Below are 20,773 nucleotides of genomic sequence, written 5' to 3'. Positions count from 1 at the left end.
CGAACGGCGGCAGTGGCATGAGCCACGAGAACGGTTGGCGGTTGCTGCGTGAAGGACCGGTCAGCTGGTCGGGCATCTGGAAGGTGCTCGTGTTGGTTGCGGGACTCGCGCTGTTCGTGGTGGCAGTTCTGGCTGTCCTCTGGGCGCTCGGATTCCGCTTCGAGTTGGGTCCTGTCGTCGTTGGCCCGGTGCCGACCGGTGCCGAGTTGCCGGCAACTGACCAACCATTTCCTTTCGCGGTGCGGACAGGTTTCCAAGACAACCCATTCGGAGGAGCGCTTATATAGCTACGGGAACCTCAAGGTCAGCAGCGCCGCTGTGCACTGCTCTCGCGTCACCTGCTGGACGGCTGTTGTCGTGTGAAAAGTGTGCTCCTCGGTATGCCGGGGAGCGCCGCCATCATCGGGCCCATGCGGTTCATGCGCAGGACAGTGGCGTTGGTGACGGTCGGGGCGTTCCTCGGCAGCGGGGCCGCGCACGCCGGCCCCGGCTGGTTCGAGGTCCAGAGCCTGGACGGGCGCGGCAACAACCGCGCCCACCCGGAGTGGGGTGCGGTCGGGGAGGCGTACCTGCGGGTCGCGCCCGCCAGGTACGCGGACGGCGCCGGGCAGCCGGTGGCCGAGCCGAACGCGCGGTACGTCAGCAGCCGGATCTTCGCCGACGGCGGGCAGAATCTCCTGTCCGACCGGCAGGTGAGCCAGTGGGCGCAGTTCATGGACCACACGTTCGGGCTGCGCGAGGACACGAACACCGACGCGTCGATCCCGTGGGACAACGACGCGCCGCCGGAGCACGTGCGCAACGACCTTGGCTCCATCCCCATGCGGCGCAGCGGTGTGGTCGAGGGCTTGACGCCGTACGAGCAGAAGAACATCGTCAGCTCGTACCTCGACGGCTTCGCGGTCTACGGAGGTGAGCAGGGCCGGTTGGCGTGGCTGCGGGACGGCGCGAAGTTGTTGCTGCCCAAAAACATGCTGCCGCGGCGCAAGGTCACCACGGACGTGTCCCGCTACACCGAAGCGCAGCTGGAGGCGTTGCGCGCCAAGGGGGCCACGGTCACCGTGACCGGTGAGAAGGTCGAGATCGGCATGCTGCCGTTCCAGCCGGACCTCGTCGACGAGGTGCAGATCGGCCCGCTGCTGCAGAGCTTCGGCGCGCAGCCGGAGAACCGCAACGACGAGGTGGTCGACGAGGACACGTTGCGCAGCATCGTGTTCCTGATCCCCGGCTGCCAGCCGCGCTGCCTGACCGCGGTGGTCGACGTGTCGGCGCTCGACGTGGAACGCGGCCGCGACCACGGCATCGCCATCTACAACGACCTGCGCCGCGCCTACGGCCTCACGCCCCAGCCGTCGTTCCGCGCGATCTCCGGCGAGACCACCGAGTCGTTCCCGGCCGACCCCGAGCTCACCCCCGGCGACGAGATCAACGACCCGGACAGCCTCGGCCACGTGAGCCCCGGCGTCCGGCGCACCACCACGGCCGCGCGCCTCAAAGCGATCTACGGTGATCTGTCCGGTGTGGACGCGATCGTCGGCATGATGGCCGAGCCGCGCCTGCCCGGCAGCGAGTTCGGCGAGCTCCAGCACGCCATCTGGAAGAAGCAGTTCGAGGCCTTGCGCGACGGGGACAGGTTCTTCCACGCGAACGACCCGGCGCTGCGGATCATCAAGGCGAGGTACGGCATCGACCACCGCCGCACGCTCGGCGACGTGATCGCCGCCAACACCGACGTGCCCTGCGGTGACCTGGCGTACAACGTCTTCCGCACTCACCCACCCGTGGGGTGAAGTTCGTCGAGGAACCCGCCCGGCACCAATAGGTTCCTCTCATGACATCGGTGGTTGCCGCGTTATTACTCGTGGTCGCCACCTCCGGCGGGGCAACGGCGTCAGCCGCCACCCCGACCGCGAGGTGCGCGGCCGCCCGCCCCACGATCGACACCGGCGCGACGGCGGTCGAGGCACGAGTCCTGGTCGGCTGCACAGCCGGCGAGCTCGTCGTCTTCCGCGCCGCCCTCGCCGCCCGCGTCCACGGCCTCCACTGCAGCGCCACCGCCGAGGAGCTCGAAACCGACCCGGCCACCCCACCCCAGTGGGTCCGCGCCCGCCTGGAACTGGTCTGTGCACCCGGCGAGAAGGGCCGCCTCGGTTCCCGCATCGCCGTGGACATGCCCGGCGCCAGGTACAGCTTCGGCGACTCCTTCAACGCCTCCAACCCCTCGGCCCGGCACCTGTGGCGGGTCGAGTTCCTCGCGGGCGTGGGCGAGCTGCCGGTGCCGGTGGACCCGGCGCGGTGGTCGGTGAGCGGGTCGGCGGGGGAGGGCGGCACGCGGGTGGAGGCCGAGCACGAGCTCTACGACGGCTGAACCCCGCCTTCCTGCACCTTGCGGGCGATCCGGAAGATGCGCTTGATCTCCGAACGCTCGGTCGGGCGCTGGAAGCACACTGCGCATGGCGTCGTTGGCGCCCATACGACCAATGGCATGATTCCGCGATGCGCCAGCAAGTCTTCGTGGTCTGGGCGCACACCAGTCCCGGCTGGGACGTGGTGCGCACCCAGGCGTGGCGGGACACCGTCCACCGGTTCGCCCAACTCCTGCACTCCCTCGGCGTCGACGCCGACCTCGACCTCTTCCACCAGCACGAGCCGGTCGACTGGTCGACCTTCTGCCTGCAGCGCATGGAGGACGCCGACCGGGTCGTGGTGGCGGTGTCGGCGGGGTGGAAGGCCGCGTTCCGGGGTGACAGCCGCTCCAGCCTCGGTGCGGAGTACGAGCTGAAGCACCTGCGCGGCATGTTGATGCGGCAGCCGGACCTCTTCCAGCGCAAGGTGGTCGTGGTGGTGCTGCCGGGGGCCTGTGTTGAGGACATCCCGTTGTCGCTGCACTGCGTGCCGTACTTCGTGGTCGATCCGGCGGTGCCGGCGAGTGCGCGGGACCTGGAGCACCTGCTGCGCGGGCAGCCCCTCTACGTGAAGCCGGCGGGTGAGCCGCGGTTCCGGGAGCTGGCGCGGTCGGGGGATGCCGGGGTGGCGGCGGCGTTGCTCGGCACCACGGTGTTCCTGCCCGATCCCGGGGAGCCGGGGCTCGTCACGACGAGCGTCGAGGGGTACGAGAAGGCGGTGCTCGTGTTCACCGGGCTCGACCGGCTCGTGGCCTACCGCCGGGCGAAGGGGTTGCCGTGGGAGGACCGGTGGCTGGAGGTCGACGGGGCCGAGCTGCTGCCGTTCGTGGCCTCGGCGGAGCTTGCGGTCGTGGTCGACGCGGGGGCGGCGGAGGAGGAGACGGTGTTCTTGTCCGTCCGGGACGTCGGCGCGCTCATCAAGTAACAGGTTGGTATCGTTCCCCATCAAACTTTCGGCATGGGGAGGTGCCGTGCGGGGCTTCGAGGTCGATCCGGCCGAGCTGAGAACGCTCGCCGGTCCGCTGTTGCGCGCGGTCGAGGAGGTCGCCGAGCAGGTCGTTCACCCGGACGGTGAAGTGGACGGGCGGCGTGGGGAGCTGTTCGCGGCGCTGGGGAGGTTGCGCAGGGCGGCCGAGCACGCGACCGGGGTGCTGGGGCGGGACGCCGAGGGGACGGCGCACCGGTTGGCGGACACCGCGGGGCAGTACGAACGGGCGGACAGCTACCCGGCGTGACGCTGCCCGAGGAGTTCCACTCCCTGCGCACCGTCCAGGAGTGGTTGAAGCGGATGCGCGACGAGAGCGCATCGGCCGCGCTCGCCTGCGCCGGGGCCACGGCACCGGGGTGGCGCGGGGCGGCGAGCGAGGCGTTCGACGACTACCGGCACCGGGCGCGGATGCGGTGGCTCGACACGTCCGAGGCGTTCGAGACCGCGCACGACGCGGTCGAGAGATACCTGCACACCGTCGCCGAGGTCGTGCGGCTGGGCTGGGCGCGGACGGCGAGCTGCTCGACCAGCTCGAACAGCAGCGTGCCGGTGAGGAACGGGTGGCGGTCCGCGCGGTCGACCAGGCCGCGGAAGAGCTGTGGAACATCCGGTCGGAGCTGCCGGTGGCGCTCGCGACGGCGATCCGCCCGCCGGCGCAGCCACCGGCAGCGGTGTCGCTGCCGGTCCTGGCAACGCCCGCCGCCGCCCGGCCGGAACCGTCTCGACCGGCGGCGGACTTCATGGCCAAACCGCACGTCGAAGGGGTCGTGACCTCACTGGCCCTGGCCGCGCGGTACGTCCGCTGGTTGCGCACGAACTGAAGGGGAATTCCAGGTCGCACGTCGTCCTGCGTGACGCTTTCGAGTCACAAACCGACTTCAACCGTGATGGACCCGGCTCAACGGAACTGGCGAGGAGCACGTTCAAGTGGTCGAGAAGGCGTAGTTCCCGAGGGGTCGGACCAGCTGCGGGAGTTGCGACGCGGTGATGGAGGATTCGGTTGCTGTGGCGTCAACCGCATACCAATCACGCACCGTAGGCTGAATCGACACCTAGGCTGGGGGGTGATCGCGGAAGGGGTGGTTTGAGTCGTGGGGCTCGCGGAGTCCTTGCTCACGTGGCTGCACGGTTTCGTGGGCGCCAGTGTCTGCCCCGGTGACTGGGTGTGGACCACCACGGCGCTCGGTGCCGTCCTCGGCGTTTTCCCCACCGTCGCCGCGTTGCTCGCCATCGCGGTGCGCCGCGTGGTCGGCAACTCCTACGGTGCGGTGACCGGCGCGATCTTCGCCGTGCTCGGCGTCGCCAGCACGCTGGTGCTGCCCTGGCTGATCCTGCGCGGAACCGTGCAGGGCCTCGGCAGGCGCACGATCGAGGGGTCGGGCTCGCTCGACGAGGCGACCTGCTTCGGCCAGTTCTCGCAGGGCGCCTACCTCGTCGACGGCACGCCGTCGATCCTCGGCGTGTTCCGCGCGCCGGGCGAGGAATGGCTGTTCCTCGTCGCCGCCGGCATCACGATCGTGCTCGGCCTGCTGTGCCTGCTGTTCGTCATGCTGCAGGCGGGCTCGGCGTTCCGGCTCGGGCCGAACTGGCCGCGCCGGGTGTTCTGGCCGCCGTTCCTGGTGCTCCTCGCGTCCACGTCGGCACTACCCGTCACGCTGGTGGGCCACGTGCTCCTCGGGTTCTTCCCGATTGCTGTGATCGGCTCAATCGTCGTGCGCATTTTCGGGTTGACTACCGCCATGCTGAACCGCCCCGGCCGTGACCGGTCCCAGGACCGCAACGCCAACCAGGCGCCACCCCAGCCGGTGGCTCGCGCCAACCAGCAGCAGCCGCAGCTGCCGCAGAAGAAGGCGGCGACCAAGCCGATCACGGCCGCCCAGCAGCAGCCGTCGTCGCAACAGCCGTCATCCCAGCACCCGTCATCCCAGCACCCGCCGCCTTACCAGCCGGCGCAGGTGCCGAAGTACCAGCCGGCGCCGATGAACCGGCCGATGCGTCCGGTGAACCAGCCGCCGCCTCCGCCGCCGCAGAAGCAGTACCCGCCGACGCGCGTGGCCGACGTTCCGCACGCGACCCCGCAGCCTTCGCAGCCGACCCCGCCGCAGCCGTCCCAGCCCGCGGTGCTGGCGGACACACCGGGCCCGCTGCCGTTCGGCCCCGGCGCCGCCAGCGCCGAGTCGCCCGCGCCGGTGCAGAAGTCGGGCAAGGTCTGGAACCCCGGCAACGGCCGGTTCCGCCGCGTCCGCCAGCTGGGCTCCGGCGGCTTCGGCACGGTCTGGCTGGCCGTCGACGAGCAGCTCGACCGCACGGTCGCGGTGAAGCTCGCGCACGCCCCCGACAACGACACCGAGCAGCGCATGCTCCGCGAGGCCCGCGCACTGGCCGCGGTCAGGCACCCGAACTGCGTGCGGGTGTTCGACATCGTCCAAGACCCGGACGGCCTCGCGCTGGTGATGGAGTACATCGAGGGCGCGTCGCTGTCCGAGACGGTCATGAAGAACGGCCTGATCGACGACAAGCTCGCGGCACGCCTCTGGCTGAACATGGCCGACGCCCTCACCTCCGCCCACGCCCGCGGCGTCCTGCACCGCGACGTGAAGCCGTCCAACGTGATCGTCGACAACCAGGGCACCGCCCACCTGATCGACTTCGGCATCGCGCGCTCCAAGGGCGACAGCACCCTCACCGCCACCGGCATGATGGTCGGCACCCCCGACTTCCTCGCGCCGGAAACGGCCCGCGGCGAGACCGCCTCCCCGGCCTCGGACTCCTGGCAGCTCGCCGCCACCGTCTCCTACGCCCTGACCGGCCACCCCCCGCGCGGCTCCCGCGAGAACCCGATCTCCTCGCTGATGGCCGCCGCCCAGGGCGAACCGGTGACCAAGCTGCCGCAGAACAGCGCGCACGCCCGCTTGCTGCTGGCCGCGATGGACCCGGAACCGGGCCGTCGTCCGACGCTGGCGCAGGTGCGCGGGGAGATGGCGCAGTTCCTGGAGCGGGCGGGGATGAGCAAGGAGGGGCCGGTCACGAAGTTCATCAGCAAGCCGGGACCGCCGCCGACGAAGCACATGCCGATGTAGGTCGTTCCCGGTCCTCGTACCGGTATCGACGCGATGTCTAGGCGAACCGGGTGAACCTGCAATTTGCACCGTAACAGTCGTTCTTCCTCCAACGACCTAGGCGGTGGTCCACCTGAGCAGGCCTCGGCATCCGTCCAGCGCGATGCCCCGCGAAGAGTGGTGAGGCGGTTTCCGCCGGTCGCCTCACCACTCACCTGCGCGAGAGCCGCAACCGTTTGCGCAGCGCCAGCAACAGCCCCGCCACGCCCGCCACCACGAGTCCGACGAGCCACACCGGCAGCGGCTCACGTGGGATCTCCGCGGGTGTCACCGATGCCGCGGGCTCGGGACTGACCGTCAGCACCAGCGCGGGGTCCACCGGCTTCACCAGCAGCGTGCACCCCGTAGACCTCGTACTGGCCGGCGGGCAGCGTGAACACCACCGCGTACCGCCCAGGTCCCCCTCGAACGGACGGGTGCCGTGCTGCAGCACCCGGTAGCCGATGGTGTGGGGCACGTCGGCCTGGAACGACGGCACCGGGTCCAGGTAGGTCACCGCCCAACCGCCCGCATGGGCGGACGACGTGCTGATCAGCAGGAACGCACACGTCAAAGCCAGGATTCGCATGCTCGGGACACACCGGGAACCAACCGCCGGTTCCCGGTGCAGGAAGGGCATCACGGACGATGCGGTGGCTCGGGCGATCGCAGGTGACCAGGCGGCCTACGGCGAGCTGGTCGCCCGGTACACCGCGCTCGCGCACCGGACGGCGTACCTGCTCGGGGCGGGTGCGAATGCCGGTGACGTGGTGCAGGAAGCAAGACGGCAGATGCCGTTCGAGATCCACCTGCCCGTGCAGCTCGGCACTCCCGACCAGGCCAACGTCCACGAAGGACGGTTCGTCACCCTGCGGTACGGCGACGTCCGGCTCGACCAGTTCGACGGCACCGTCCACGAGCAACCGCACGGCGTCGGGCAGACGCTGATCTGGCAACGAGGTCAGGTCACCCTGCGGCTCGAAGGCGACCTGACCGAGGAGCGTGCGCTGGAGATCAGCGCCAGCTAGGCAGCCAGAGCTGTTGCTGCCACATCTCCGGCGTGATCGGGTTGCCGTTCAGGATCGGCCACAGCCACACGAAGTTCGCGACCACCATGCCCACGTACAGCGCGACGACCAGCAGACCGGTGCCACGCCGTTCGGAACCCGCGCGCGCACGGCCGAGGATCTCGCCCAGTGCCAGCACGATCAGCAGGACCAGGAACGGCGCCATCGGCGTGACGTAGAAGAAGTACATCTGCCGGTCGAGGTTGAGGAACCACGGCAGCAGGCCCGCCATGTAGCCGACGAGCACGGCCGCGTAGCGCCAGTCCAGCCGGCCGACGGCCCGCCAGATCGCCCAGCCGATCGCGGGGAACGCCACCCACCACAGCGCCGGGGTGCCGATCAGCATGATCGCGCCGAGGCACGACGCCTGGCCGCAGCCGGTCACCGAGTTGTCGTAGTAGTAGAGCATCGGCCGCAGGCCCATGGGCCACGTCCAGGGCTTCGACTCCCACGGGTGCCGGTTGGTCTCCGAGGTGACCAGCTCGACGTGGAACTTGTAGACGTTCTTCGCGTTGTACCAGAGCGACTGCAGGACGTCCGGGATGTACGCGATGTCCTGCACCTTGGTGCCGACGACGTGCCGGTCGATGCCGGTCTCGCTGGCCATCCACGGGAACCACGTCACGAGGTAGGCCACCACCGGGATCGCGACCAGGCCGCCGAGCGAGGGCAGGACGTCCTTGGCCAGGGCGCCCAGCCACGGTTCCTCGACGCCGGCCGCCCGCCGTGCCAGCGCGCTCCAGATGACCGTCAGCAGGCCGAACGCGGCGATGTACCAGATGCCGGACCACTTGATGCCGCACGCCAGACCGAGCATCACGCCCGCACCGAAGCGCCACCAGCGGAAGCCGAGCCACGGGCCGAACGCCGAGTTGGTGATGAACCCCTCGCGCACGGCGACCGCGAGCCGTTCGCGCACCTGTTCGCGGTCCACGACCAGGCAGCCGAACGCCGCCACGACGAACAGCGCCAGGAAGATGTCGAGCATGCCCATCCGCGACTGGACGTGCGAGACGCCGTCCGCGATGAGCAGCACGCCGGCCAGCGCGCCCAGCAGGTCGGAGCGGGTCAGGCGGCGGGCGATCCGCACGATCAGCAGGATCGTGATCGCGCCCGCGAGCGCCGAGGCGAACCGCCAGCCGATGCCGTCGTAGCCGAAGAGCTCCTGGCCGATCGCCATCAGCTGCTTCGCGAGCGGCGGGTGGACGATCAGCTCGTAGCCGGGGTTGTCCTCGTAGCCGCCGTTGCGCAGCACCTGCGCCGACTGCGGCACGTAGTGCTTCTCGTCGAAGATCGGCGTGCCCTTGTCCGTCGGGTAGCCGACGTTCCAGAACCGCACTACGGCGCCGATCAGCGTCACGACGATCGTGACGAGCCACCCGCGCATCCGATCTCCGTGGGGAGGCGGGTCGAGAGCCGCCGCACGGTCCGTGCGCGGTTCCTCCACGACGGCGACGGGCGCCTCTCCTGGCTGCACGAGGACTGTCACGCCGCCGATCGTAGGGTGAACGGTGTGAGTCCTGTATCCGGTTCAGGCCGTCTGGTCCTCGCCGCTACCCCACTCGGCGACATCCGCGACGCCTCCGCACGCCTGGTCGAGGCGCTGGCGACCGCTGACGTCATCGCCGCGGAGGACACCCGCAGACTGCACAGCCTCGCGGCCGCGCTGCAGGTCAAGCCGTCCGGGCGGGTGATCAGCTTCTACGACCAGGTCGAGCAGGCCCGCCTGCCGGGGCTGCTCGAGTCGCTGCACGGCGGCGAGACGGTGCTGCTCGTGACCGACGCGGGCATGCCGAGCGTGTCGGACCCGGGGTACCGGCTGGTCGCCGCCTGCGTGGAGGCGGACATCACGGTCACCTGCCTGCCGGGGCCGTCCGCCGTCACGACAGCGCTGGCCCTGTCCGGCCTGCCGAGCGACCGGTTCGCGTTCGACGGCTTCCCGCCGCGCAAGTCCGGCGAGCGCAAGCGCTGGTTCGCCCCTTTGGCCGCGGAACAGCGCACGGTCGTCTTCTTCGAGGCACCCCATCGGCTCGCGGACACGCTGGCGGACGCCGTGGAGGTGCTCGGCCCGGACCGGGCGGCTGCCGTGTGCCGTGAGCTCACGAAGAAGTACGAAGAGGTCGTGCGCGGGTCACTGGCTGAGCTCGCCGAGTGGGCCGTGGAAGGCGCACGCGGCGAGATCACCGTGGTGCTCGGACCGGCGCCCGCAGCGGCCAAGCCGGACCTGGAGACGCTGGTCGCCGAGGTGAAGCAGCGGGTCGCGGACGGCGAGCGGATGAAGTCGGCCGCCGCCGAGGTCGCGGAGGCGGCCGGGGTCAGCAAGAAGGCCCTCTACGACGCCGCGGTCAGGTCAAGCTGACTCCCTGTTGAACGTGCGCACGCCGGCGAACACGCCCACGACCACCAACACGGCCGCCGAGACCAGCCCGACCAGCACCGGACCCGAGTTGAAGATCGACCGCTCGGCGTCCACGACGTGCGCCAGCGGGTTGAGCCGCGACAGCCAGTAGAGCCACCGCGGGCCGTTCGACATGGGCAGCAGCACGCCGGAAAGCAGCATCAACGGCACGATGACCGCCGACAGGACCGACGCGAAGACGTACTCCAGCTTCACCTTCAACGCCACCGCGTACGACGCGGACCCGATGGCGACGCCGAGCAACGCCACCAGCCCGAGGCCGAGCAGCACGTCGCCTGCCGACGCGCGGAACCCGAACGCCGTCGCGGCCAGCACGATCAGCAGGCTCTGCACGACCAGCAGCACCACGTCCTTGCCGACCCGCCCGACCAGCAGCGCGATCCGGCTGACCGGCGTGACCCGCAGCCGTTCCAGCACACCCGTCCGCACCTCGGGCAGCAGCGAGAAGCCGGCGTAGGCGGTGCCGAACAACGCCATCTGCACCAGCAGACCCGGCACGAACCACTGCCAGCCGCCGTCGCCGAGCAGCGGCCCGAACAGGCCGAGGTAGAGCAACGGCTGGGCGATCCCGAACACGACCGCGACCGGGTTGCGCAGCACCGGCAGCATCACACGCCAGAACACGAGCCAGGTGTCACGCATTGCTGTCCTCCCGCAGGGAACGACCGGTCATGGTCAGGAACACGTCGTCGAGCGTCGGCCGGTGCACCTGCACCGAGTGCAGCTCGACGCCGATGTCGCCGAGGTCGCGCAGCAGTCCCGGCAGCGCGCGGTCGCCGTTCGGGACGCGGAAGCTGACCTCTTCACCGTCGACGACGGCGTTGTCGAACTTCTCCGACACCAGCAGCGCCTGAGGTGTGCCGAGCACGACCAGGTCACCGGAGACGCGGCTTTTGAGCTCGTCCGGTGAGCCCTCGGCGACGATCGCGCCGTGGTCGATCACCAGCAGCCGGTCGCACAGCACGTCGGCCTCGTCGAGGTAGTGCGTGGTCAGGAAGACCGTGGTGCCGTCGGCCCGCAGCCGCCTGACGTGGTCCCACAGGTTGCGGCGGCTCTGCGGGTCGAGCGCGGTGGACGGTTCGTCGAGGAACAGCAGCGGCGGGGCGTTCAGCATCCCCATGGCGATGTCGAGCCGGCGTTGCTGGCCGCCCGACAACGTCACGACCGCGCGCTTCTCCAGGCCCTGGAGGTCGAACCGGTCGAGCAGGCCGGCGATCCTGCGGCGGGCCTGAGCCCTGGACAGGCCGTGGAAGCGGGCCTGGAACTCCAGCTCGTCGGCGACCCGCTGGTCGGCGCTCGCGCCGTTCTTCTGGCCGACGTACCCGATGTTGCGGCGCACGCCGGCCGGGTCGGTCAGCAGGTCGTGGCCCGCGACGAGCGCCTCGCCCGCCGTCGGCCGCAGCAGCGTGGTGAGCATGCGCAACGTCGTCGACTTGCCCGCGCCGTTCGGCCCGAGGAACCCGACGAGCTCCCCTTCGGCGACGTCGACGTCCACCCCGCGCACGGCGTCGACCGGGCCCGCCTTGGTGGTGAACCGGCGCGCGAGCCCGCGTGCCTTGATCATGGTCAGTCCCCTCTAGTCAATTTTGACTAGAGGGTAGCGCTGACTATTCAAGTTTGACTAGTCGATTAGCTCGTAGGCCCCGGACTCCAGCCGCTCGATCAGCTCCCGGGTCCACCTGACCTGGCCTTCGAGGTGGACGAGCCACAACCGGAAGAGCTCGCTGACGTGCTCGGGCTTGCCCATCTCCGGCAGCGAGCCGATGCCGTGCCTGGTCGGGCCGAGCTGCCCTTCGAGCCCGGCCAGCCGGTTGCGCAGCAGCGTGACCGCCTGCTTGCGGGGAACGAGGTTCAGCATCGCCACGGCCGCGGAGACCTCGGCGTTGCCCGCCTGCGCGTCACCGAGCGCGTGGCCGAGCAGGTCGCCCAGCTCGTGCTCACCCGCCGGGGTGATCCGGTAGGTGGTCCTGGCCGGGCCCTCCGCCGACTCGGTGCCGACCGGCTCCAGCAGACCGTCCTTGGCCAGCGACTTCAGGGCGTGGTAGATCGAGCCCGGTTGCACGTTCGCCCAGCTGTCCGCCGACCACGACTTCAGCTCGCGGCGCACCACGTAGCCGTGTGCCTCGCCGACGAGCTTGACCACGCCGAGCACCAGCATCCTGGTCGCGGACAATCCGACCTCCCATGCAGTGAAAAGCGGCTGGCACCGCCTCCGTAGGCTAGGCACATGAGTGCCTCCGTACTGACCGCGGTGGCCTGGCCTTACGCCAACGGCCCCCGGCACATCGGTCATGTCTCCGGTTTCGGTGTCCCCTCCGACGTGTTCTCCCGCTACATGCGCATGTCGGGGAACCGGGTGCTCATGGTCAGCGGCACGGACGAGCACGGCACACCCATCCAGGTGCAGGCCGAGAAGGAAGGGCTCACCGCGCGTGAGCTCGCCGACAAGTACAACCGCGTGATCGCCTCGGACCTGCAGGGCCTCGGGCTGTCCTACGACCTCTTCACCCGCACCACGACCGGCAACCACTACCAGGTGGTGCAGGACCTGTTCGCCGCGCTGTGGAAGAACGGGTACGTGCTGCCGAAGGTCGAGATGGGCGCCATCAGCCCGTCGACCGGCCGGACGCTGCCCGACCGGTTCATCGAGGGCACCTGCCCGATCTGCGGGTACGACGGCGCGCGTGGCGACCAGTGCGACAACTGCGGCAACCAGCTCGACCCGATCGACCTGAAGAACCCGCGCTCGCGGATCAACGGGGAGACGCCGAAGTTCGTCGAGACCGAGCACCTGTTCCTGGACCTGCCGTCGTTCATCGAGTCGCTGGGCTCGTGGATGGGCACGCGCACCGAGTGGCGTCCCAACGTCCTCAAGTTCTCGCAGAACCTGATCAAGGACCTGCGGCCGCGCGCCATCACCCGCGACCTCGACTGGGGTGTGCCGATCCCGCTCGACGGGTGGAGCAACCAGCCGATGAAGCGGTTCTACGTGTGGTTCGACGCGGTGATCGGCTACCTGAGCGCGTCGGTGGAGTGGGCGCGGCGGTCCGGTGACGACGACGCCTGGAAGGAGTTCTGGACGGGTGACGCCCAGGGCTACTACTTCATGGGCAAGGACAACATCGTCTTCCACTCGCTGATCTGGCCGTCGTTGCTGCTCGGCCAGAACGGCGCCGGCGACAAGGGCGGCGAGCCCGGCCGGTTCGGCACGCTGAACCTGCCGACCGAGGTCGTGTCGTCGGAGTACCTGACGATGAGCGGGTCGAAGTTCTCGACCTCGCGCGGCACCGTGATCTACGTCGGCGACTTCCTGAAGGAGTTCGGGCCGGACGCGCTGCGGTACTTCATCTCCGTCGCGGGACCGGAGAACCAGGACACCGACTTCACCTGGGAGGAGTTCGTCCGCCGGACGAACTTCGAGCTGGCGAACGAGTGGGGCAACCTGGTCAACCGCTCGATCTCCATGGCGCACAAGAACGTCGGCGCCATCCCGAAGGCCGTCGCGCTGACGCCCGCCGACCACGAGCTGCTCGCGCAGTCCAAGGCGGCGTTCGACACTGTCGGCGCGCACCTGCGCCGTTCGCGGTTCAAGCAGGCCTCCGGTGAGGCGATGCGGGTGATCTCGGCGGCGAACAAGTACCTGTCCGACCAGGAGCCGTGGAAGCTCAAGGACGACCCGGAGCGCCGCGACTCGGTGCTGCACACCGCGTTGCAGGTCGTGCAGGACGCGAACACGCTCATGACGCCGTTCCTGCCGCACTCGGCGCAGAAGGTGCACGAGGCGCTGGGCGGCACGGGCGTGTGGGCGGCCCAGCCGTCGATGGACGAGGTCACCGACCTCGACGTGCCCGAGCGCTCGTACCCGGTGCTGACCGGTGACTACGCCGGTGAGCAGGCGCGCTGGGAGTCGACGCCGATCGAGGTCGGCCGGCCGCTCGCCAAGCCGTCTCCGCTGTTCTCGAAGCTGGAGAAGGAACTGGGCGACACCGGGCCCGAGTGGGCCCCGATCGTCAAGTGAACCCCTTCCGGTGCCGGTGGTCGACGCCCACACGCACCTGGACGCGTGCGGTGCGGTCGACGCGGCCGACGTCGCGGTCCTGCTGGACCGGGCCGAGGCCGCGGGCGTCTCACACGTGGTGACCGTCGCGGACGACCTGAAGGCCGCGCAGTGGGCCGCCGAAGCGTCCACATGGGACTCGCGGGTCTACGCGGCGGTGGCGGTCCACCCGACGCGCACGTCCTCCTTCGGCGACGAGGAGAAGGCGGAGCTGGAGCGGCTGGCCCGGTTCGACCGCGTGGTGGCGATCGGCGAGACCGGTCTCGACTACTACTGGGACTACTCGCCGCCGGCCGCGCAGCACGAGGCTTTCCGTTGGCACATCGACCTTTCCAAGCGCGTCGGCAAGCCGTTGATGATCCACGACCGGGACGCGCACGAGGACATCGTGAAGGTGCTCGACGCAGAGGGCGCACCGTCCACTGTGGTCTTCCACTGCTTCTCCGGTGACGCCGGCTTCGCGCGCCGCTGTGTGGACGCGGGGTACGTGCTGTCGTTCGCGGGACCGGTGACGTTCAAGAACGCGCGCGCATTGCAGGAGGCGGCCCGGTTGGTGCCGCAAGATCAGCTTCTGGTTGAGACGGACGCGCCGTTCCTGACACCGCATCCGTTCCGGGGGCGGCCGAATGAACCTTATTGTGTGAATTACACAGTTCGGAGCTTGGCCACCCTGCGTGGCGAAGATCTTTCTGAACTCTGCTCCGCAGTCACCCGTAATGCTCAACGAGTGTTCGGGCTCGACTACTGAGATGCGTCCTAAGACGAACGGAGCAAAGGGTTCCTACCCCTCTGGGGTGACTGAGGTCACAACATTGGCGGGGGTGTTTGCGCAACGTCGGTGACCCCGTTACTGTCCCGTGACCGTGCCACCTGAACCGACCCAGTCGGTTCGGAGCACGCCCGCGGTCGGGGCGGGCCGGAAGCCATAAGCGCGAAGAAGCGAGACCACGTAGGAGGAGTTGCCGGGAACCTTCGAGCTGCAACTCGAATGATCTTGTCAACGCCAACTGTGCGGTGGCCTCACAGCTTCCGCAATGGAGGTATCGACCCTTGTCTGGTAGCGACAGAACTGCCGCTCCGTACGACTTCAACGACGACACCGACTGGTTCACGCCGGTCGGGCAGGCAACCGCCGTTGCTGTCGCAGACCCCCACCCGAGCTTCCCCGCCGGTGCGCTGAGCATCACGCCCGCGGACGTGCTCGAGGTGCTCGGCCCGGACGCAGACGACCTGCTCGCCACGGCCAACGTCGACGTCGACGAGCTCATCCGGCTCATCAACGCCGAGACGACGATCATGCCGCCCCTCGTCCTCCCGTCGGAGGAAGAGGAGAAGCGCGACCCCCAGCTCCTCGTCAAGTCCGTCACGTCCTGGAAGCGCCGCTTCCTCAAGGGCGCGGTCGCCGCGGTGCTGGTCTCCATCTCCGGCGGCGGCGTGACCGCCATGGCGATGGACAAGTCCGTGGCCGTGGACATCGACGGCGTCACCTCGACCGTCCACTCCTACGAGGGCACGGTCGGCGAGGTCCTCGCCGAGGAGGGCATCAGGGTCAGCGAGCACGACGCGCTCTCCCCGTCGCTCAACGCCCCGATCTCCGACGGCGGCAAGATCACCCTCGACCGCGGCCGCCTGCTCAAGATGAGCGTCGACGGCCAGGCCCGCGAGGAGTGGGTCCGCTCGGTCACCGTCGAGGAAGCGGCCCGCCAGCTGGGCGTGCCCACCGACGGCGCCTGGTTCTCCGCCGCGGCCGGCTCCGACGTGCCGCTCGAGGGCATGAACCTCGAGGTCAAAACCCTCAAGACCATCAAGCTCTTCGACGGCGCGAACCCGGTCCGCGAGGTCAAGACCACCGCCGTCACCGTCGACGAGCTGCTGAAGTCCGAGAACCTCACCCTCGGCGCCGAAGACGCCGTCGCCTCCGGCACCGACGTCAAGCTCGCCACCGGCGCGGAGGTCTACATCTCCCGCACCGGCGTCACGGTCATCAACGTGAACGAGCCGGTCGCCGCGCCCGTCGAGAAGACCAACGACCCGAACATGAACGCGGGCGAGCAGAAGGTCACCGACCCCGGCGCCCCCGGCGAGCAGATCTCCACCTACCGCGTGACGGTGAAGAACGGCAAGGAGATCGCCCGCGAGAAGATCGGCGGCAAGGTCACCAAGGAGCCGAAGCCGAAGAAGATCGTCGTCGGCACCAAGCCCATCGCCGGAGGCGAGGTCTGGGACCGCCTGGCCAAGTGCGAGGCGGGCGGCAACTGGGCCATCAACACCGGCAACGGCTACTACGGCGGCCTCCAGTTCAACAAGGGCACCTGGGACGCCTACGGCGGCGCCGCCTACGCGGCCTACCCGCACCAGGCAACCCGCGAACAGCAGATCGCCATCGCCACCAAGCTGCGCGACGGCCGCGGCGGCACGTACGCGGCCTGGCCGGGGTGCCGGGCGAAGCTGGGCCTGCCGTAAACCGCTCGCCTTGAACCGCGCTTTCCGCTTGGGCCGCTCCGGGTTGTTCGGGGCGGCCCTTGTGGTTGCCGGGGCGGGGGGTTCGGTGGGTGCCGGGTGAGGTTTCGCGCTTGTCGGCTCTATTTTGGGCTTGGCTTGGGCTTTGCCGGGCGGGCCACGCTGAGCCGATCATGCCGAGCTGGGCTGGGTCGGGTCACGCCGAGCCGGGTCGGTCCACTGCAGAGCTGGCGGTCGACGGCGCCTGCGCCGTGATCGAGCGAAGCGAGACGAAAGCCCACGCCCCAGGCGGGCCCATCGAGCCGAAGGCGAGGCTTTTCAGCCTTCAGCGACGGGCAGCGGTACACCCCAATCGCTATCGTCGCGAAGGCGGCGGTGGACGCACCGGTTTCGGCCAGTGCCGCGCAACCCCGGTGCCAAGGTGATCGACCTGGTACGGACCCCGGCCCCGCACCCAGGCCGCCACGACGACGCTCTCCCTCCCCAATGCGAGAATGCCCCGGTGAGCCTGCTGGGACCGACCGAAGTCCGCCGTCTAGCCGAAGAGCTCGGCATCCGCCCGACCAAGAAGCTCGGCCAGAACTTCGTCCACGACCCCAACACGGTCCGCAAGATCGTCTCCGCCGCCTCCCTGACCGAGGACGACGTCGTCCTCGAGGTCGGCCCCGGCCTCGGCAGCCTGACCCTCGCGCTCCTCCCCGCGGCCCACCAGGTGGTGGCGGTCGAGATCGACCCGCCGCTCGCCCACCGCCTCCCGCAGACGGTCCGGGAGCACGACCCGGAGAACGCCGGCAAGCTCCACGTCGTCCTCAAGGACGCCATGAAAGTCACCCAAGAAGACCTGCCGGTGCAACCCACCGCGATCGTCGCCAACCTGCCGTACAACGTCGCGGTGCCCGTGGTCCTGCACCTCCTGCACGAGCTGCCGAGCCTGCGGAAGGGGCTTGTGATGGTCCAGGCGGAGGTGGCGGACCGGATGGCGGCCAAGCCCGGCAGCAAGATCTACGGGGTGCCCAGCGTGAAGCTCGCCTGGTACGCCGACGCGCGCAAGGCCGGGCCGGTCGGGCGGAACGTCTTCTGGCCCGCGCCCAACGTCGACTCCGGGCTGGTTGCCTTCCAGCGCCACGAAAAGCCGTTGTCCACTGTGGACAAGGCCAAGCTGTTCAAGATCGTTGACACGGCCTTCGCGCAACGCCGCAAAACCCTCAGGGCCGCCCTCAAGAGCTACCTGCCGGACGTCGACGAGCTCCTCGGCAAAGCGGGCATTGATCCCCAGGTCAGGGCCGAGCAGCTGAGCGTGATCGACTTTGTCCGGATCGCCGAGGTCTGATCCGGCGATCCTTCGGCCAACAGTGTGATCTGTCGAACGAATCGGAATCTGGCTTGCGCAACCGAACGTCCGTCCGGTTGACTGCTAACTGCCATCCGGAGCGACTGAGAGACCTGGCTCTACGACGTCGCAGCAACCACCCGCTGGATGCGGGCAGGTGCTAACGCCAGGACCGATGGAGGATCACGTGGGTACTTCGCGAATGCTGACGCGCCGGCGAGTCGTCGACCAGTGCCGTCGCACCACTTCTGCATGTCGTCGCCACCTCGTCTAAGGCGCCTTCTCAAAGTCCTTTGACGCGCGCTCGGCCCTTCTGGGCCAACGAGTGGCGCACACCTGAGCAAGAACTTCGACCGCGCACCCCCGGACAACGGGAGCGTGTGCCGTCGCGTGCAGCCGTGGAGCAGAAGTGATCACTGTCGAGAACCTCACCAAGTCCTTTCAGGGTGTCAACGCGCTGAACGGCGTCACCCTCGACGTCCAGGCCGGCACCGTGCTCGGCGTCGTCGGCCCGAGCGGGGCCGGCAAGTCGACGCTGGCTCGCTGTGTCGCGCTGCTGGAGCGCCCCGACTCGGGTGCGATCCGCGTCGACGGCACGGACATCACCGCGCTCGACGGGTCCGCGCTGCGGGCTGCTCGCCGGCAGATCGGCGTTGTGCCGCAGGGGGACTCGCTGCTGCGGCAGCGCACCGCGGCGGGCAACATCGCGCTGCCGCTGGAGAGCGCCGGCGTGCCGGGGCCGCAGCGGCGCAGCCGCGTGGGTGAGCTGCTGGACCTCGTCGGGCTCACCGACAAGGCCGGCTCCTACCCCGATCAGCTGTCCGGCGGGCAGCGCCAGCGCATTGCCGTGGCGCGCGCGCTCGCCGCCAACCCGTCCGTCCTGCTCGCCGACGAGCCCACCAGTGCGCTCGACCCGGAGACCACCGGGTCCGTGCTGACGGTGCTCGACCGTGCGCGCGCTGAGCTGGGTGTGACCGTGCTCGTCGTCACGCACGACATGGGCGTGGTCCGCAAGATCTGCGATGACGTCGCGGTGCTGGAGCAGGGCCGGGTGGTCGAGCACGGCAAGGTGCTCGACCTCGTCAACAACGCCGCCAGCCGCACGAGCTCCGCGCTGCTGCCCGCCGTCGACCTGAACCCGATCAACGAGAGCGCCTACGACCGCGTCGCGGACGTCGTGCTCGTCGGGTTCGCCGCGGTCGGCGCGCTGCTGCCCGAGGTCGCCAACCGGTTCGGCGTCGAGCTGAACATCGTCGGTGGCGGGCTGACCCGCCTCGGCGAGACGCCGGTGGCCCGGTTCCGGCTCGGCCTGAACGGCGAGCGGTCCGACTCGGCGCTCGAGTGGATCAGTGAGGCCGGCGGCGCGGTTCAGAGGTCCCTGAAGGGGCCGCAGGGAGTAGCTGCGTGAGGTCTGCAACACCCTGGTCCGACGTGGTGAGCTACCTCGTCGAGGCCACCGGGGAGACGCTGTACATGGTCGGCGTCTCCACCGTGATCGCCACTGTTCTGGGAATTCCGGTCGGAGTCTGGCTGCAGCTCACCGCCAAGGGCGGGCTGCGGCCGAACGCCGCCGTGCACCGCGTCCTGAGCTTCGTCACCGACCTGGGCCGCTCGATGCCGTTCATCGTGCTGCTCGTCGCCCTCACCTCGGTGACCCGCCTGATCGTCGGCGGGTCCATCGGCAGCACCGCGGTCATCGTGCCGCTGGCGGTGGGAGCGATCCCGTTCGTCGGGCGGCTCGTGCAGAACATCCTGTCCGAGGTGCACGTGACCGTGGTCGAGGCCGCGATCACGACCGGCGCCTCGACGCTGAGGATCGTGCGCAGCGTGCTGATCCGCGAGTCGTTGCCGGCGCTCATCAACGCCATCGGCGTCACCGTCATCGCGTTGATCGGCTACTCGGCCATGGCGGGCGTGATCGGCGGCGGTGGCCTCGGTGACCTGGCCATCCGCGAGGGCTACCAGCGCTTCAACGACCGGATCCTGTGGAGCACCGTGGCCTGGCTCGCCGTGCTCACGACCGTGATCCAGTTCGGTTTCACCCGTGCCGCTCGTGCGTCCGACCGACGCCGGCACGCCTCCGTCTGACCCGTCGCAATTCTCAAAAGGAACGTCATGCGTATTCGTGCTGCCCTCATCGCTGCCGCTTTGACCGGTTTGACCGCTCTGTCCGCCTGCTCGTCCGGCGGTTCGTCCGCTTCCGACACGCTGAAGGTCGGCGTCTCGCCGGTCCCGCACGCGCAGATCCTGAAGTACGTCGCCGACAACCTCGCGTCGTCCAAGGGCCTGAAGGTCGAGGTCGTCGAGTTCACCGACTACGTCCAGCCCAACACCGCGCTGGTCGACGGCTCGCTCGACGCCAACTACTTCCAGACCGTCCCGTACCTGGCGACGTTCACGAAGGAGAGCGGCGCGAAGGTCGAGTGGGTCGAGGGCGTCCACGTCGAGCCGCTGGGCCTGTACTCCAAGAAGGTCAAGAAGATCGACGAGCTGCCGCAGAACGCCAAGGTCGCCGTCGCCAACGACGCCACCAACGAGGCCCGCGGCCTGAAGCTGCTGGAGGCCAACGGCCTGATCAAGCTCAAGGCCGTCGACCAGCCGACCGTGCGCGACATCGCGGAGAACCCGAAGAACCTGCAGTTCGTGCCGCTGGAGGCCGCTCAGCTGCCGCGTGCGCTGGACGACACCGACGCCTCGGTGATCAACGGCAACTACGCCATCGACGCGCAGCTCAAGCCGGCCACCGACGCGCTCGTGCTGGAGAAGGCCGAGGGCAACCCCAACGCCAACGGCCTGGTCACCCGCAGTGAGCTCAAGGACGACAAGCGCATCAGGGACCTGGCGGAGCTGCTGGCGTCGCAGCAGGTCAAGGACTACATCAAGCAGACCTTCAACGGTTCCGTCATCCCGGTGTGAGATCACCGGTGACCGGGGGAGGAGTCCGCGGGC

General features: G+C 69.4%; 21 protein-coding genes and 1 riboswitch. Of the genes, 16 read left to right on the top strand and 5 right to left on the bottom strand.

Annotated elements, in window-relative coordinates; translation table 11 throughout:
- Positions 1-17 precede the first annotated feature (17 nt).
- The 7 genes from BBK82_RS50090 to BBK82_RS10545 all read left to right on the top strand — a co-directional run bounded on the left by BBK82_RS50090 (position 18) and on the right by BBK82_RS10545 (position 6,473).
- Positions 18-287, top strand: coding sequence for a hypothetical protein (locus tag BBK82_RS50090; RefSeq protein ID WP_154697231.1), 270 nt, complete (start codon positions 18-20; stop codon positions 285-287).
- 132 nt (positions 288-419) lie between these two features.
- Positions 420-1,790 carry a peroxidase family protein gene (locus BBK82_RS10570; protein ID WP_170067895.1) on the top strand — a complete coding sequence of 457 codons (1,371 nt, stop codon included), beginning with the start codon at positions 420-422 and terminating at the stop codon, positions 1,788-1,790.
- Between the two features lie 41 nt (positions 1,791-1,831).
- The gene (locus BBK82_RS10565; RefSeq protein ID WP_154697230.1) at positions 1,832-2,368 is read left to right on the top strand and encodes a hypothetical protein; all 537 of its coding nucleotides are present in this window, start codon (positions 1,832-1,834) and stop codon (positions 2,366-2,368) included.
- Positions 2,369-2,496: 128 nt separating this feature from the next.
- Entirely contained in the window at positions 2,497-3,330 is an 834-nt protein-coding gene (locus tag BBK82_RS55990; protein ID WP_065914841.1) for an SEFIR domain-containing protein, read from the top strand.
- Positions 3,331-3,376: 46 nt separating this feature from the next.
- On the top strand, positions 3,377-3,640 hold the full coding sequence (locus BBK82_RS10555; RefSeq protein ID WP_065914840.1) for a hypothetical protein: 264 nt from the start codon (positions 3,377-3,379) through the stop codon (positions 3,638-3,640).
- 40 nt (positions 3,641-3,680) lie between these two features.
- Positions 3,681-4,214 carry a hypothetical protein gene (locus BBK82_RS51540; RefSeq protein ID WP_170067894.1) on the top strand — a complete coding sequence of 178 codons (534 nt, stop codon included), beginning with the start codon at positions 3,681-3,683 and terminating at the stop codon, positions 4,212-4,214.
- A 270-nt stretch (positions 4,215-4,484) separates the two neighbouring features.
- Complete coding sequence (locus BBK82_RS10545; protein WP_065914838.1) at positions 4,485-6,473, top strand: serine/threonine-protein kinase; 1,989 nt, start codon at positions 4,485-4,487, stop codon at positions 6,471-6,473.
- A 190-nt stretch (positions 6,474-6,663) separates the two neighbouring features.
- On the opposite strand, the gene BBK82_RS10540 is transcribed toward BBK82_RS10545, so the two are convergent.
- Positions 6,664-7,080 carry a hypothetical protein gene (locus BBK82_RS10540; protein ID WP_154697229.1) on the bottom strand — a complete coding sequence of 139 codons (417 nt, stop codon included), beginning with the start codon at positions 7,078-7,080 and terminating at the stop codon, positions 6,664-6,666.
- A 64-nt stretch (positions 7,081-7,144) separates the two neighbouring features.
- On the opposite strand from BBK82_RS10540, the gene BBK82_RS52695 reads away from it, so the two are divergent.
- Positions 7,145-7,519, top strand: a complete 375-nt coding sequence (locus BBK82_RS52695) for an RNA polymerase sigma factor (protein ID WP_218920604.1) — start codon at positions 7,145-7,147, stop codon at positions 7,517-7,519.
- On the opposite strand, the gene BBK82_RS10530 is transcribed toward BBK82_RS52695, so the two are convergent.
- Positions 7,506-9,047, bottom strand: a complete 1,542-nt coding sequence (locus tag BBK82_RS10530) for a dolichyl-phosphate-mannose--protein mannosyltransferase (protein WP_065914835.1) — start codon at positions 9,045-9,047, stop codon at positions 7,506-7,508. The genes BBK82_RS52695 and BBK82_RS10530 overlap by 14 nt on opposite strands.
- Before the next feature lie 24 nt (positions 9,048-9,071).
- On the opposite strand from BBK82_RS10530, the gene rsmI reads away from it, so the two are divergent.
- Positions 9,072-9,917, top strand: a complete 846-nt coding sequence (gene rsmI / locus BBK82_RS10525; RefSeq protein WP_065920965.1) for a 16S rRNA (cytidine(1402)-2'-O)-methyltransferase — start codon at positions 9,072-9,074, stop codon at positions 9,915-9,917.
- Here the strand turns inward: rsmI and BBK82_RS10520 are convergent.
- Genes BBK82_RS10520 through BBK82_RS10510 form a run of 3 tightly spaced genes read right to left on the bottom strand, consistent with a single transcriptional unit; the run spans position 9,909 to position 12,150 of the window.
- Entirely contained in the window at positions 9,909-10,619 is a 711-nt protein-coding gene (locus BBK82_RS10520) for an ABC transporter permease (RefSeq protein ID WP_065914834.1), read from the bottom strand. The two genes, rsmI and BBK82_RS10520, sit on opposite strands and share 9 nt — an antisense overlap.
- A complete protein-coding gene (locus tag BBK82_RS10515; RefSeq protein ID WP_065914833.1) occupies positions 10,612-11,541 on the bottom strand; it encodes an ATP-binding cassette domain-containing protein in 930 nt (309 codons plus the stop codon). The genes BBK82_RS10520 and BBK82_RS10515 overlap by 8 nt, the downstream gene beginning before the upstream one ends.
- A 57-nt stretch (positions 11,542-11,598) precedes the next feature.
- The gene (locus tag BBK82_RS10510; protein WP_065914832.1) at positions 11,599-12,150 is read right to left on the bottom strand and encodes a PadR family transcriptional regulator; all 552 of its coding nucleotides are present in this window, start codon (positions 12,148-12,150) and stop codon (positions 11,599-11,601) included.
- 54 nt (positions 12,151-12,204) lie between these two features.
- On the opposite strand from BBK82_RS10510, the gene metG reads away from it, so the two are divergent.
- The 7 genes from metG (at position 12,205) to BBK82_RS10475 (ending at position 20,740) form a co-directional block, all read left to right on the top strand.
- Positions 12,205-13,995, top strand: a complete 1,791-nt coding sequence (gene metG / locus BBK82_RS10505) for a methionine--tRNA ligase (RefSeq protein ID WP_065914831.1) — start codon at positions 12,205-12,207, stop codon at positions 13,993-13,995.
- A gap of 10 nt (positions 13,996-14,005) precedes the next feature.
- Entirely contained in the window at positions 14,006-14,782 is a 777-nt protein-coding gene (locus tag BBK82_RS10500; protein WP_065914830.1) for a TatD family hydrolase, read from the top strand.
- Between the two features lie 302 nt (positions 14,783-15,084).
- Positions 15,085-16,497: a resuscitation-promoting factor gene (locus tag BBK82_RS56080; protein WP_065914829.1), complete on the top strand. Its 1,413-nt coding sequence runs from the start codon at positions 15,085-15,087 to the stop codon at positions 16,495-16,497.
- A 505-nt stretch (positions 16,498-17,002) separates the two neighbouring features.
- Positions 17,003-17,824, top strand: coding sequence for a 16S rRNA (adenine(1518)-N(6)/adenine(1519)-N(6))-dimethyltransferase RsmA (gene rsmA, locus BBK82_RS10490; RefSeq protein WP_065920964.1), 822 nt, complete (start codon positions 17,003-17,005; stop codon positions 17,822-17,824).
- A gap of 88 nt (positions 17,825-17,912) precedes the next feature.
- A riboswitch (SAM riboswitch) is annotated at positions 17,913-18,006 on the top strand.
- Positions 18,007-18,233: 227 nt separating this feature from the next.
- A complete protein-coding gene (locus BBK82_RS10485; RefSeq protein ID WP_065914828.1) occupies positions 18,234-19,232 on the top strand; it encodes a methionine ABC transporter ATP-binding protein in 999 nt (332 codons plus the stop codon).
- Positions 19,229-19,912: a methionine ABC transporter permease gene (locus tag BBK82_RS10480; RefSeq protein WP_065914827.1), complete on the top strand. Its 684-nt coding sequence runs from the start codon at positions 19,229-19,231 to the stop codon at positions 19,910-19,912. The genes BBK82_RS10485 and BBK82_RS10480 overlap by 4 nt, the downstream gene beginning before the upstream one ends.
- Positions 19,913-19,939: 27 nt before the next feature.
- A complete protein-coding gene (locus tag BBK82_RS10475) occupies positions 19,940-20,740 on the top strand; it encodes a MetQ/NlpA family ABC transporter substrate-binding protein (protein WP_065914826.1) in 801 nt (266 codons plus the stop codon).
- Positions 20,741-20,773: the final 33 nt, after the last annotated feature.

It is taken from the genome of Lentzea guizhouensis (genome assembly GCF_001701025.1).
In the GTDB taxonomy this organism is placed as follows: domain Bacteria; phylum Actinomycetota; class Actinomycetes; order Mycobacteriales; family Pseudonocardiaceae; genus Lentzea; species Lentzea guizhouensis.
Note: the sequence above shows the minus strand (reverse complement) of the source record. Positions and strands in the feature narration are given on the sequence as shown.

Coding starts and splice junctions, on each gene's coding strand:
- BBK82_RS50090 (WP_154697231.1), top strand. CDS start 18: ATGAGCCACGAGAACGGTTGGCGGTTGCTGCGTGAAGGACCGGTCAGC.
- BBK82_RS10570 (WP_170067895.1), top strand. CDS start 420: ATGCGCAGGACAGTGGCGTTGGTGACGGTCGGGGCGTTCCTCGGCAGC.
- BBK82_RS10565 (WP_154697230.1), top strand. CDS start 1,832: ATGACATCGGTGGTTGCCGCGTTATTACTCGTGGTCGCCACCTCCGGC.
- BBK82_RS55990 (WP_065914841.1), top strand. CDS start 2,497: ATGCGCCAGCAAGTCTTCGTGGTCTGGGCGCACACCAGTCCCGGCTGG.
- BBK82_RS10540 (WP_154697229.1), bottom strand. CDS start 7,080: ATGCGAATCCTGGCTTTGACGTGTGCGTTCCTGCTGATCAGCACGTCG.
- BBK82_RS10520 (WP_065914834.1), bottom strand. CDS start 10,619: ATGCGTGACACCTGGCTCGTGTTCTGGCGTGTGATGCTGCCGGTGCTG.
- BBK82_RS10515 (WP_065914833.1), bottom strand. CDS start 11,541: ATGATCAAGGCACGCGGGCTCGCGCGCCGGTTCACCACCAAGGCGGGC.
- metG (WP_065914831.1), top strand. CDS start 12,205: ATGAGTGCCTCCGTACTGACCGCGGTGGCCTGGCCTTACGCCAACGGC.
- BBK82_RS10475 (WP_065914826.1), top strand. CDS start 19,940: ATGCGTATTCGTGCTGCCCTCATCGCTGCCGCTTTGACCGGTTTGACC.